This is a genomic window from Vibrio sp. SCSIO 43140 (assembly GCF_023716585.1).
In the GTDB taxonomy this organism is placed as follows: Bacteria; Pseudomonadota; Gammaproteobacteria; order Enterobacterales; family Vibrionaceae; genus Vibrio; species Vibrio maritimus_B.
In genome coordinates this window covers 3574491-3587578 of sequence record NZ_CP071850.1, presented here as the reverse complement: position 1 = coordinate 3587578, position 13088 = coordinate 3574491, and the positions used below count along the sequence as shown (strand labels likewise).

General features: G+C 49.0%; 12 protein-coding genes. 5 read left to right on the top strand and 7 right to left on the bottom strand.

Annotated features, from left to right (window positions below; translation table 11 throughout):
- The first annotated feature begins 316 nt into the window (after nt 1–316).
- The 4 genes from J4N45_RS17110 to J4N45_RS17095 all read left to right on the top strand — a co-directional run bounded on the left by J4N45_RS17110 (nt 317) and on the right by J4N45_RS17095 (nt 4999).
- Nucleotides 317–1528, top strand: coding sequence for an aspartate aminotransferase family protein (locus tag J4N45_RS17110; protein ID WP_042477213.1), 1212 nt, complete (start codon nt 317–319; stop codon nt 1526–1528).
- An 80-nt stretch (nt 1529–1608) separates the two neighbouring features.
- Nucleotides 1609–2628, top strand: a complete 1020-nt coding sequence (gene astA, locus J4N45_RS17105; RefSeq protein ID WP_042477216.1) for an arginine N-succinyltransferase — start codon at nt 1609–1611, stop codon at nt 2626–2628.
- Between the two features lie 102 nt (nt 2629–2730).
- Nucleotides 2731–4197, top strand: coding sequence for a succinylglutamate-semialdehyde dehydrogenase (gene astD / locus J4N45_RS17100; RefSeq protein WP_252012663.1), 1467 nt, complete (start codon nt 2731–2733; stop codon nt 4195–4197).
- 10 nt (nt 4198–4207) lie between these two features.
- Nucleotides 4208–4999: a DUF1338 domain-containing protein gene (locus J4N45_RS17095; protein ID WP_252012662.1), complete on the top strand. Its 792-nt coding sequence runs from the start codon at nt 4208–4210 to the stop codon at nt 4997–4999.
- Nucleotides 5000–5240: 241 nt separating this feature from the next.
- Here J4N45_RS17095 and crp read toward each other — a convergent pair whose 3' ends face one another.
- The 5 genes from crp to J4N45_RS17070 all read right to left on the bottom strand — a co-directional run bounded on the left by crp (nt 5241) and on the right by J4N45_RS17070 (nt 9762).
- Entirely contained in the window at nt 5241–5873 is a 633-nt protein-coding gene (gene crp / locus J4N45_RS17090; protein ID WP_004410522.1) for a cAMP-activated global transcriptional regulator CRP, read from the bottom strand.
- Nucleotides 5874–6116: 243 nt separating this feature from the next.
- Nucleotides 6117–6986 carry a phosphoribulokinase gene (locus J4N45_RS17085; protein WP_252012661.1) on the bottom strand — a complete coding sequence of 290 codons (870 nt, stop codon included), beginning with the start codon at nt 6984–6986 and terminating at the stop codon, nt 6117–6119.
- A 127-nt stretch (nt 6987–7113) separates the two neighbouring features.
- On the bottom strand, nt 7114–7326 hold the full coding sequence (locus J4N45_RS17080) for a YheU family protein (RefSeq protein WP_234495078.1): 213 nt from the start codon (nt 7324–7326) through the stop codon (nt 7114–7116).
- 73 nt (nt 7327–7399) lie between these two features.
- The gene (locus J4N45_RS17075; protein WP_252012659.1) at nt 7400–8377 is read right to left on the bottom strand and encodes a hydrolase; all 978 of its coding nucleotides are present in this window, start codon (nt 8375–8377) and stop codon (nt 7400–7402) included.
- Complete coding sequence (locus tag J4N45_RS17070; RefSeq protein WP_252012658.1) at nt 8374–9762, bottom strand: aminotransferase-like domain-containing protein; 1389 nt, start codon at nt 9760–9762, stop codon at nt 8374–8376. Before J4N45_RS17070 ends, J4N45_RS17075 begins: the two co-directional genes overlap by 4 nt.
- A 127-nt stretch (nt 9763–9889) precedes the next feature.
- Here J4N45_RS17070 and J4N45_RS17065 point away from each other — a divergent pair, with 127 nt between their 5' ends.
- Nucleotides 9890–10486 carry a LysE family translocator gene (locus tag J4N45_RS17065; RefSeq protein ID WP_252012657.1) on the top strand — a complete coding sequence of 199 codons (597 nt, stop codon included), beginning with the start codon at nt 9890–9892 and terminating at the stop codon, nt 10484–10486.
- Here the strand turns inward: J4N45_RS17065 and J4N45_RS17060 are convergent.
- Together J4N45_RS17060 and J4N45_RS17055 are read right to left on the bottom strand one after the other, a co-directional pair.
- Nucleotides 10476–10955 (bottom strand): TIGR02444 family protein, encoded by a 480-nt coding sequence (locus tag J4N45_RS17060; RefSeq protein WP_252012656.1) that lies wholly within the window; start codon nt 10953–10955, stop codon nt 10476–10478. The two genes, J4N45_RS17065 and J4N45_RS17060, sit on opposite strands and share 11 nt — an antisense overlap.
- Nucleotides 10952–12874 (bottom strand): ABC transporter ATP-binding protein, encoded by a 1923-nt coding sequence (locus J4N45_RS17055; protein ID WP_252012655.1) that lies wholly within the window; start codon nt 12872–12874, stop codon nt 10952–10954. Before J4N45_RS17055 ends, J4N45_RS17060 begins: the two co-directional genes overlap by 4 nt.
- Between the last annotated feature and the right edge of the window lie 214 nt (nt 12875–13088).

Sequence of the window (13088 nt, the reverse complement as noted above, 5' to 3'; positions counted from 1 at the left end):
TTATTCGCATTTACTGATGTATGGCGAGTGAAAACCTTGCATGAGAACTTTCTTTGCCTCCTTGTCAAAAAACACTTCATTCAAATTCATTTATGGTGCATAAATAGTCATAAGGCGATATTGAATTCGGCGCAAAGTGCACCTAAAAAGTATTTTTCACTATTGCTATGGTTAAATAATTGTAAATACAATGCTGCATCTGTGGAAAGGCGATAGAAAATGTTCTGCCGCTAATAGAAAGAGAAGGTTCCCCTTAGTCGCCTTGTTGAAGGCAAACCTCTTTTCACCCACACGCAGTAATAAGAAGGAATGTGTTATGACAACGGAAAAAGCGGTAACTCGTGAGTGGTTCGATGAGGTAATGGTACCTTGTTATAACCCGATGGAGATGATTCCAGTTAAGGGCGAGGGTGCACGTGTTTGGGATCAGCAAGGTAACGAGTATATCGATTTTGCTGGTGGTATTGCGGTGAGCTGTCTGGGTCACTGCCACCCTGCTATGGTCAACGCTGTGACTGAGCAAGCCAACAAAATTTGGCACCTAAGTAACGTAATGACCAATGAGCCAGCGCTGCGCCTTGCGAAGAAACTCACCGAAGTAAGCTTTGCTGAGCGTGTGTTCTTTGCCAACTCTGGTGCAGAAGCAAATGAGGCAGCGCTTAAGCTTGCTCGTCGCTGGGCAGCGGATGTACATGGTGCTGAAAAGTCAGAAATTATCGCCTTTAACCAAGGCTTCCACGGTCGTACCTTCTTTACGGTAACGGTGGGCGGCCAAGCAGCCTACTCTGATGGCTTTGGTCCTAAGCCAGGTGATGTAACACACATTCCTTATAACGATATCGCCGCGCTTGAAGCGCAAATGTCGGATAAAACCTGTGCGGTCATGATGGAGCCGCTACAAGGTGAGGGCGGTATTGTTTCTCCGCAACCAGAATTTGTTCAGGCCGTTCGTGAGCTTTGTGATAAGTACAATGCGCTGCTTATCTTTGATGAAGTGCAAACAGGTAACGGTCGTACTGGTCACTTCTACGCTTACCAAGGTCTTGGTATTACGCCTGACATTCTAAGCACGGCTAAATCACTAGGCGGCGGTTTCCCTATCGGTGCCATGCTAACAACCGAGAAGCTGGCAGCCCACATGAAGGTAGGAACTCACGGTTCGACCTATGGTGGTAACCCGCTAGCATGTGCGGTAGCAGAAGCGGTTGTTGATGTCGTGTCGCGTAAAGATGTACTTGAAGGTGTTGCGGAGCGTGAAGCTTGGTTCCGTGAAGGTCTTGAGAAGATTAACGCCAAATACGGCATCTTTGGTGAAATCCGTGGTAAAGGCTTACTACTTGGCGCTGCACTTAACGAAGAGTGGCAAGGCCGCGCTCGTGATGTTCTGGTGGCTGCAGGTCAACAAGGCTTGATGGTGCTGGTCGCCGGTGCCAACGTGGTGCGTTTCACACCATCACTGGTTATCACTCAGCAAGAAGTTGAAGAAGGATTAGCTAAGCTAGACAAGGCCATTGGCACGCTAGTTTAAGCAGACAGCCGAGAAACGGCTATTTGATGCTCTCTCGGATTTGGATGTTCCGAGAGAGTTTGCGTCAGGAGGGATTATTGATGCTTGTTGTTCGTCCTATCTCTATATCTGATTACGATGCACTGCATACTTGTGCCGTAGAATCAGGTCACGGTTTTACTTCTCTTCCCGTTAATGAAGAGCTACTGACAAACCGAATTACCCACTCTGAATACAGCTTTGCTAAGCAAGATGTCACGTCGCCTACCGATGAAGGCTACCTGATGGTTGGTTTCGATACGGAAACTGGCGAAGTCGCAGGGACAACGGGTATTGAAGGTGCGATTGGTTGGGATGTTCCTTTCTACTCTTATCACATCAGTACTGTGGTGCACTCATCACCGAAGCTGAATGTGAATAACGTGGTGAAGCTACTGACGTTTGGCAATAACTACACGGGCTGTAGCGAGATCTGTACCTTGTTCTTGCGTCCGGAGTTTCGTGGTGGCTTGAATGGTCGCCTGATGTCTAAGTGCCGCTTCTTGATGATGGCAGAGCACCCAGAGCGTTTCTCAAAAACCATTTTTGCTGAGATGCGTGGTGTGTCGGATGCAGAGGGTAACTCTCCGTTTTGGAAGTGGCTTCAAGAACACTTTTTCTCTATCGACTTTACCTTAGCCGACTATCTAACTGGTATTGGTAAGAAGGGCTTTATTGCCGATTTAATGCCAAAACTACCGATTTACATCAACCTACTGAGCAAAGAGGCTCAAGAGGTTATCGGTCAGGTGCATGAGAACACGCGCCCGGCGTTGAAATTGCTTGAGAACGAAGGGTTTACCTGTCGCAACTATGTCGACATTTTCGATGCGGGTCCAACCGTGGAATGTGACCTTCGCAACATCCAAGCGGTGCGCGATTCATTCCGTGCCAAGGTATCGGTATCTGAGCATACCAGCTCGCAAGACTACCTGATTGCTAACACCTCATTTGAGCACTTCCGCGCAACTGCAGCCAAAGCAGCGTTTGATGCGGAATCTGGCACCGTATTGCTGTCTCCTGAAGCGGCCGATGCACTCAATGTTGCTGAGGGCGACATGGTTCGCATGTTGGCGCAGTAGGCATTTAGCGTGTCGCTGCATCAGTAGCAATAAGACAAACCGCAATAAGCATAAGATGGCCGCCAATAGCGGCCACATTTCAAAGACCAAAGGAATTTCACTATGTCTCAACAAACTCAATGGATCTCGGGTAACTGGGTGGCAGGTCTCGGTGATGCGTTTCAGTCACTGTCGCCATACGACAATAACATCATCTGGGAAGGTCAATCGGCGACACCTGAGCAGGTAGAGCAGGCGGTATCTTCCGCTCGTAAAGCGTTTGTTGAGTGGAAAAAAAGACCGTTCGCTGAGCGTGAGGCTATTGTGCTGGCGTTTGCCGACAAGGTTAAAGAGCGTAGTGAAGAGATCGCCATTGCGATTGCCAAAGAAACCGGCAAGCCGCTATGGGAAACGCGCACTGAAGCGGGGGCAATGGCCGGTAAGATTGCCATTTCGATTCGTGCCTACCACCAACGTACAGGCGAGAGCCAACGCGAAGCTGCTGGAAACCAAATTGTCCTCCGTCACAGGCCCCTTGGTGTTATGGCAGTGTTTGGCCCTTATAACTTCCCTGGTCATTTACCGAATGGTCATATCGTACCGGCCTTATTGGCAGGGAACACGGTAGTCTTTAAGCCTTCAGAGCAAACGCCACTGGTGGGTGAAATCGCGATGAAGATTTGGGAAGAGGTGGGATTGCCTGCCGGTGTCATTAACCTGGTTCAAGGTGGTAAAGAAACCGGTATTGCTCTTGCCGATTCAAAGGGCATCGATGGCGTGCTGTTTACAGGTAGTGCTAACACAGGTCATATTCTTCATCGTCAATTTGCGGGTCAACCTGGCAAGATGCTGGCGCTTGAGATGGGCGGTAACAACCCACTTGTTGTCAGTGAAGCGTTTGGTGATGTGGATGCAGCGGTGTACACCATTTTGCAATCGGCCTACATCAGTGCCGGACAGCGTTGTACCTGCGCACGACGCCTTTATGTGCCATTTGGTGAAAAAGGTGATCAATTAGTAGAAAGCTTAGTGTCAGCTATTAATAAGATCCGCATTGATGAGCCGTTTGCAGAGCCTGCCCCATTTATGGGACCGCAGATCTCAGAGCAGGCCGCAGACCATATTATTGCAGCGCAAGCTGAACTGGTGAAGCTGGGCGGTAAGAGCTTAGTTGAAGCAAAACGCTTGAATGCCGCTTTCGTAACACCAGCACTGCTAGATGCGACAGATATCGCGGAGCTTCCAGATGAGGAGTACTTTGGGCCGCTGCTACAACTGGTGCGCTACGAGACCCTAGAGCAAGCGGTAGAACTTGCTAACGACACTCGATTTGGTCTATCGGCAGGTCTTATCTCTGAGCTTGATGAGGAGTGGCAGTATTTCACAGACCACATTCGAGCAGGCATTGTAAACCGTAACCGTCAGCTCACGGGCGCGAGTGGTGATGCGCCGTTTGGTGGTCCGGGCGCTTCTGGCAACCTTCGCCCAAGTGCGTTCTACGCAGCGGATTACTGCGCTTACCCTATGGCATCGATGGAAGGCGATAACACCGTTCTTCCTGCGACGTTGAGCCCTGGCATTGAACTATAAGGATCTGGATATGACTGTTGACGCGTTATTTGGCCATTTGTGGCAAGACTACATTACTCGCTTATGTCCTTCAGCTCACAAGGTTCATGACTTGCTGAGAGAAGATGAGTCGCTCATCAATGACCATATTGCTCTGCGAACCTTTAATGTTGCACCGCTCGGTATCGACACGCTGGCTAAGCCGTTTCTGGACCTTGGTTACGAGGTGAGTGGCCATTACGATTTTGAATCCAAAAAGCTGACCGCGATTCACCTAGAACATAGCAATGCTCTGCTTCCTAAGGTGTTTATCAGCGAATTGCGGGTAGAAGAGTGCTCTCAATCGCTTCAAGATATCGTGGCTAAGCTAGTGGCGCAGGTGGACAGCGCTAAGCTATCTTCTGCTGAGTTCTTATATGGTGGCCGCTTGTGGGATCTAAGCTATCAAGACTTCCAAACACTGGCACAAGAGAGCGAGTACGCCTCATGGCTTGCCGCTCATGGTTATGGCGCGAATCACTTTACAGTGAGTGTGAACCAGCTTGATCGCTTTGCCGAGGTCGTTGGTGTAAACCAACACCTTCGTGATGCAGGATTTGCGATAAATGAATCGGGTGGTGAGGTAAAAGGCTCACCAGAAGTTCTTTTGGAGCAATCCTCGACGATGGCAGACAAAGTGTCCGTGGCATTTACTGATGGTGATCAGGTGATTCCTGGCGGCTTCTATGAGTTTGCTAAGCGTTACCAGTTAGCCGATGGCACTTACTATCAAGGCTTTGTTGCTGCTTCGGCAGATAAAATCTTTGAGAGTACGCATCAGTAACGATAAACCCTACAACGCCGTCATTCCACTGGCCGTGCGGCGACGATAATTTGGGGTTAGAAGTCCTCTCAACGCCCGTCATTCCTGCGCAGGCAGGAATCTACTCGAGGCTTGGTGCGCGCTTAAAGAAGCCCACTGCCTGCGCAGGCGCGCGGCTCGTGGGATGACGATAGAGTTTGAATGACAAGATAAAAACAAAAAAGCCACCCGAAGGTGGCTTTTTAAATCTTGCGACGCGCTCTTAACGAGTACCGTAAACCACGATAGTTTTACCGTGTGCAGAAATTAGGTTCTGCTCTTCTAGCATCTTAAGAATACGACCTACTGTCTCACGAGAACAGCCAACGATTTGGCCAATCTCTTGACGAGTGATCTTGATTTGCATGCCGTCTGGGTGCGTCATTGCATCTGGTTGTTTCGCTAGGTTTAGTAGCGTCTGTGCAATACGACCCGTTACGTCTAGGAACGCTAGGTCACCTACTTTTTGGCTAGTCACTTGTAGACGACTTGCCATCTGAGCAGATAAGCGCATTAGAATGTCTGGGTTAACTTGGATAAGCTGACGGAACTTCTTGAATGAGATTTCCGCAACTTCACAAGGTGATTTTGCTCGTACCCATGCTGTACGTTCTTGGTCTTCTTCGAACAGGCCTAGTTCACCAATGAAGTCACCTTGGTTAAGGTAAGACAAGATCATCTCTTTGCCTTCTTCATCTTTGATAAGTACCGCTACAGAACCTTTTACGATGTAGTAAAGCGTCTCTGCTTTCTCGCCCGCGTGGATAAGCGTGCTCTTCGATGGATACTTGTGAATGTGGCAGTGTGAAAGGAACCACTCTAACGTTGGGTCGGTTTGAGGTTTACCTAGAACCATATATCTTACTTCCTCTGCAGGGTATGCTTGCTGCTTTCCATATTTGTTAGCAAGCCCGTTTGTTAAGACTTACTAGCATAAAAGCACTTTGAAGATGGCGCAAGCGATCTTCTGTTTCAAAGAAATAGTATCCTTTTTTGCGCCACTTTTCTTGATTTTAATCGTGTCATAAGCCCATTTATCTATACAAAACTGTGCACATGATCACGGTATAAAAAATCATCGAGATTCGGCTCACAAAACCTAACCTATTTTTCCAGTTTCTATGAGCTGTTGAAGTATTGGTCTGACGATTAGTTCCATCGCAAAACTCATCTTACCCCCAGGGACCACTATGGTGTTGTGGCGAGACATAAACGAGCCATCAATCATGGCGAGCAGGTAAGGGAAGTCGACATTCTTGATACCACGCAAGCGAATTACCACAAAGCTTTCATCCAAGCTCGGAATGCCTTTGGCGTTGAGCGGGTTGGAGGTATCGACGGTTGGCACGCGCTGGAAATTAATGTGAGTGCGCGAAAACTGTGGCGTGATATAGCTTAAGTAGTCATCCATTGAGCGAACAATCGAATCGGTGACCGCCTCTCTTGAGTGGCCGCGATCGCGGGTATCTCGCACGAACTTTTGAATCCACTCAAGGTTAACGATAGGCACCATGCCAATGAGTAGGTCAACGTGCTGAGCGGCATTCACATCACCGTCGACGACGCCGCCATGCAGGCCTTCGTAAAACAGTACATCGCTATTTTCTGGCAGGTCTTGCCATGGGGTAAAGGTGCCTGGCATTTGGTTGTAGGGTACGGCTTCATCAAAGGTATGCAGGTAGCGGCGAAACTGACCTGTACCATTTTGCCCATAGTTGCGAAAAAACTCTTCTAGGGCGGGGAAGTCGTTGGCTTGAGGCCCAAAGTAACTGATGTGTTTACCTTGCTCTTTCGCCTTGCGGATCTCGATATCCATCTCTGGACGCGTAAAGCGGTGAAAACTGTCACCTTCAATAAACGCAGGCTTGACGCTCATCATGTTGAACATCTTGCGGAATGCTTCTGACGTTGTTGTCGTTCCAGCTCCAGAGGAGCCCGTTACAGCAATGATCGGGTGTTTTGCTGACATAACACTTCCTGTGTATTTGTAATTGTCGTTATAAATTTGCTAACTCACATAAGGAGTTAGACCTTATGGGCCAGTTTCAGTTCAATAGCCTTTCAATATAGCAGCTACTTACGTCGCTACCGAAAAATTACAGCGCGCGACGAGATTTAATGTCGACGGTCTCGTGAAGCTCAGAGAACACGATGACGGCTTCACCGCTTTCGAGTTGGCTGCGAACATGACGAACCTTGTCGTCTAGCGACACTTCCGACTCACCATAGTCGGTGCCTTCGCGCAGCACGAACTCTTTAATAAGGTTATCCAGCGTATCTGCATCAATCTGTTGCCATGGGATGATCATAAATACCTCTCAATTCTATGACCACGGGATTATACCACTGCTGATTCACAAAGGGAGTGGTTGCTCTTTTTGGCTAGTCAATCAGATGCTGGTAATAACTTGGCAGGGTCTCTTCTAGCCAAAAGCGCGGGCGTCTCAGGCTGCCAGTCATAAAACCGACATGACCACCACGTTCAAGCAATTGGTAGTCGATATGGTTTGGAAGTGTAAAGGTTGGAATGACCTCGTGTGTCATAAAGGGGTCATCCTTGGCATGAATAAACTGAGTCGGTACCGTGATTTCTCGTAGGCGAGGTAGACCAGAGCAGCGCTGATAATAGTCATCGGCATCTTTGAATCCATGCAGAGGTGCTGTGATCAAATCATCGAACTCGTAGAGTTTTTTCATGTTCTTGATGCGCTCTTCGGTCAGACCAAGCACTTCACTCAGTAGATGGAGTTTGTTAAGCGCATTCTTTTTCATTGAGCTGAGCAGGTAAGAGCGATAGACCTTAGAGAAGCCTTGCTCTATACGTCTTGCGCACGCTGCGAGGTCGAGCGGGGCAGAGATGACGGTTGCGCCATTCAGCTTAGTATCATCACCATAGTGCGCAAGATAGTTGGTCAGCATATTGCCGCCAAGGGAAATGCCTATGGCAACCTTTTTACTATTTGGGTAACGATGATCTAAAAGCTCAATGAACTGTCTTGCGTCACCAATCTCACCGGAATGATAAGCCCTGGCAAGTCGATTCGGATTCGGCCCACAGCCGCGAAAATGCATCATGACGGACAGCCATCCCTGCTTAGCAAAGGCGTGCATCAGTCCATTGGCATAGGGGCTGTAAAAGCACCCTTCTAAGCCATGGAATAGAATAAACACAGGCTTGCCTTGGGCACTTTTTCCGTGGGGATCTTCACTCCATGCCAACTCGACAAAATCTCCATCTGGGGTGTCGAGCGTTTCCCAAATTGGCTCAAACAAAGCTTTGCGGCGCACAAAGCGTGGGATAAGCGTTTGGATGTGTGGATTGGCTAGCCCTTTGGCGGCGATAAAGTGTTTGCTGCTCATAACGTAAATTCACTTACGGGATTGGATTGTAGTAGTGCTTTTAAAGTATCTACGCCTAATTGTAGCTGCTCGATCGTTTGAGGTGAGCTCAGCGACAGGCGCACCGCAGGTGCGACTGAGCCGCCAGGAGGTGCGAATAGCTCGCCCGACTTGACGATAACCCCTTGCTCTGCTGCTCTGCTGACAAACTCACTCAGTCGCCAGTGCTCAGGTAGAGCTAGCCAAACATGAAACCCACCTTGCTGGTAACGAAGGTTAAAATCGCTCAGTGCGTCTACTGCAACAGCGATACGCTTTTTCATCTCATTGTGAATGATGGTGAGGTTACGCTCGGCATCACCTGAGGTCAGCATCTCACAGGTTAGGGCAGTGAGCAGCGGGCTTATCATCCAGCTATGGTTTTGCAGTGTCATCACGAGGTGCTGATAAAGCTTTTCTGGAGCGCTCATATAACCCACTCGCAAACCCGGTGCGAGACACTTTGAGAAAGCACCAATATGGATAACCCGCTCAGGCGCGAAGTTCACCATGGGCGCTGGCGCTTGTTCGAGCAGCAGGCCGTTGATCTCATCTTCAATCACGTAGACATCATAGGACTCACAGATACGCAAGATATCGCGGCGGCGCTCTTCAGGCATAATGGCGGTGGTTGGGTTTTGCAGCGTGGGTGTTAAGTAGATAAAACGCGGAGAGTAGCGTTGGCAGCAAACCTCTAGAGACTCTGGCGTGATGCCGAACTCATCCATATCTACACCCTTGAGCGTCAACTGATTCTGACGCGCCAAGCTAATCACACCAGGGTAGGTGTACTTTTCTACTAAGACGGTATCGCCTGCGCGAGTGAAGGTGTCGAGCACCATTTGAATCGCATGCTGAGCGCCTGAACTAAACAACATCCTATGTGCGGCGAGCTTGATGCCTTTTTCATTGAGCCATTTAGCGACAATGCTGCGGTGTGCATCAAGTCCAGCGGGTGGCTGATAGAGCATCAATTGGTTGAGGTGCGAGTTCGAGCTTGTGATGCGCTGCATAGCTTGTTTCAGCATATCGCTTCTGTCGAGAAGGGGCGGAATGTTATAGCCGAAATTCATTTCGCCTTGTGCCACAGTGCTTTGCTCGAACACCCAACTTGGCTTGTTGGTATCGGAGACATAGGTGCCAGCCCCCACTTTTGCCTCTACTAAGCCTCTCCGCTCTACCTCCGCATACGCTCGAGTAATCGTGCCTACCGTGACACCGAGCTTATCTGCAAGCCAGCGGTGGGTAGGCAGCTTACTGTTTGCTTTAAGATCGCCCTCTTCGATCATCGTGGCGATCTGATCGGCGATCTGCTTGTAGATCGGCGCTGGATCTTGCTTGAATACGGTAATTGTCTCGATTGTCATGGTGACAATAAATCCTTTGCGTCTGGTTTATGGCTTTGTTAGGGTTATTTTGAGCTCGCATTAACAATAAATCAACGTATTTGTGAAAATTGTACCGATACAATTTTGTGGCAATAGGAGAAAAAGGATGGATTGGTCATTTTTGCTATCAGTAGCATTGTTCGCCGTGGTCATGACGGGGACGCCGGGTCCTAACAATGTCATGTTAACGGCGTCGGGCGCTAACTTTGGCTATGTTAGATCGATCCCGCACTTTCTTGGGATTGGTCTCGGCCTGATCAGCTTGATCCTGTTGAATGGTGCAGGTCTCGGCGTGATCTTCCAAACCTACCCTATGGTCCAAGAAGTTCTCAAATGGCTGGGCAGCGCCTATTTGCTGTATTTGGCTTGGCGAATTCTCACCGCTGGGATCAACAAAGGAGAGTCTGATAGCAAAGCCAAACCGATGACCTGCTTTGAAGCCATGACATTTCAATATTTGAACCCAAAAGCTTGGGTGATGTCGGTCACCGCCGTGAGTTCGTTTGCATTGAGCGGTGACTACTATTGGTGGTCGCTGGTGGGGATATCGGTGATCTTTTTGCTGGTTCAGATACAAACGTCGTCGGTATGGGTAGGCTTTGGCACCTTTATTCGCCGCTGGCTGGCAACACCCACGGCATGGCGCCGCTTTAACTCCAGTATGGCGCTGCTTACCGCGTCATGTGTGCTGTTTATTTGGTAGCGAGTTCGCTGACTGGCTTGGCGAAAATAAACCCTAGATGCTCAGCGCCAAGTTGGCGACAATAGCCGAGTACCAGTGCTTCACCCTGTTTCGGGCTTAGCGTTAACGCATTAATGCAATCAACGAGGTCGGATTGCTGCTGCTTCTCAAGACTGAGTTCAAACTCAAGCGCTTCACGATAGAGACTATCAACCACGCTGTGTTTGAGTTGACGGCGGATATCGCGAAATTGATGCAGCAGTTTTTCCGTGCGACCGAGACAGGATTGAACATGATGCCAATCCTCGGCATTGAAGCGAAGTGCCTGTTCGTCCAGACACTTCAGTAGTAACAGCAGATTGACGTTACCGTGATAGTGATTTTGCAGATTTAAGCACGCCTCTTTTACCTCACGCACCCCGTAGTATTGCAGGCTGAACTGCCATAGGTGGTCAAAAGTGAGGTTTGAAGATGCGTGCTCGCGGGTCATGATTGATTGAATTCCTGTTCCATCTGCTCAAGAACTTCTTGCTGCGCCATCCAGTCCATTTCGACTTCTTCAAGTTCGGATTTACTGGAGGCTTGCTTGGCAAGTACTTCATTAAGTTTAGCTTTATTTTCCGCATCATACAGAGAAGTATCAGACAATTGCTCCTCTGCCTCAGCGACGAGGGCGGATAACTTATCCATTTTTTCCTCAAGCTTTGTCAGTGTTTTGCGAATTGGCGCGGTTTGCTTACGAAACTCGGCGTCTTTGCGTTTTTGCTCTTTTTTGGCAGCGGCACTGTTATTTGAGGTTTTATCCGGCTCATTGGCTTGAGCCTCTTTACGCTCAATCTTTTGCTGCTCGGTCAGCCACTTATAGTAGTCAACCAAGTCACCGTTAAATGGTGCTACTTGGCGATCGTGGACTAGGTATAGGTCATCGGTGGTCGCACGCAGCAAGTAGCGATCGTGGCTGACGATGACCATGGCACCCTCAAAGGTTTGCAGTGCAAGCGTTAAGGCTTGGCGCATATCAAGATCAAGGTGGTTGGTCGGTTCATCGAGTAGCAATAGGTTGGGTTTTTCCCATACAACAAGCGCTAACACCAGTCTCGCTTTCTCGCCACCAGAGAACGGCGCGACTTTTTCAAGTGCTTTATCCCCTTGGAAACCAAAGCTACCCAAATAGTCACGAAGCTGCTGCTCGGTATGTTGCGGTGCGATCTGCATCATGTGTTGCAGCGGTGTCTCTTCTGGGTGCAGGGTTTCTAGTTGGTGCTGGGCAAAGTAACCAATCTTAACCCCTTGCGAGTAATTAAGATCGCCCCCTTTGGCGCCAAGCTCGCCTGACAGCAATTTGATCAGCGTGGATTTACCAGCGCCGTTGCGACCCAATAGACCAATTCGGCTACCCGGAACTAGGTTTAGACGGATCTTTTCAAGAATGATGTTGTCATCGTAACCCGCCGAAACATCATCCATCATGATGATTGGATTTGGCAGTGCTGCTGGCTCTCTGAACTCGAAGCTAAATGGATTATCAAACTGAGCTGGCAGCACTTTTTCCATGCGCTCTAGCGCTTTAATACGGCTTTGCGCTTGGCGTGCTTTCGATGCTTTGTAGCGGAAGCGGTCGATGTACTTTTGCATGTGCGACATCTGCTTTTGCTGCTTCTGGTATTGAGCCTGTTGCAAGATGAGTTTTTGCGCGCGCTGCTCTTCAAACGAGGAGTAGTTGCCTGTGTACTCGTTCAGCAGTTGATTCTCGATATGGATGATGCGGCCAACGATTGGATCGAGGAAATCTCGGTCGTGCGAGATCAAGACAAGTGTACCTGGGTAGCTTTGTAGCCAGCGCTCAAGCCACATGACGGCGTCTAAGTCCAAGTGGTTGGTTGGTTCGTCGAGCAGCAGTAGATCTGAGCGGCACAATAGCGCCTGCGCTAGGTTAAGGCGCATACGCCAACCACCCGAGAACTGGGTCAGATTCCACGTCATCTGCTCTTGGCTAAAACCAAGACCATCTAGAAGCTCTGCTGCGCGAGCACGGATGCTGTAGCCACCAATGACTTCGATTTTGCCATGCAGCTCTGCAACCAGAGTGCCGTTGTCTTGCTGCTCAGCGTCGATCAGCTTTTGTTCTAGTGCACGATACTCACGATCGCCATCAATCACGTATTCAATAGCGGTGCGCTCTAGTGCTGGGGTTTCCTGTGCCACCCAAGCGAGCTCCCAATGGGATGGCTGACTAAATGAGCCTGCATCAATGGAGAGTTCGTCTTTGAGCAGCGCAAACAGGGTGGATTTACCACAACCGTTTTTGCCGACTAGACCCACTTTGTCACCAGGGTGAATGGTGGCAGAGGCTTGGTCGAGCAGTGGTTTACCGCCGCGAAGCAATTGAATATCAGAGAAGGTGATCATAAGGAAACAACTAGCTAGTGATTGAATTTTCGACCCACGAATACTATGGGGAAAGCAGCGAAATGTCGATCATTATCCCTTGTGAGAAGTCATAAATAGCAAGGCAATCAGGGGCAAACTAACCTGCACGAACGGTGAAGTTTGGTATATGATGGAACAAACTGATAACAAAAACAGAATGATTTCAATAACAATCATCACTGTCTACCCTTAA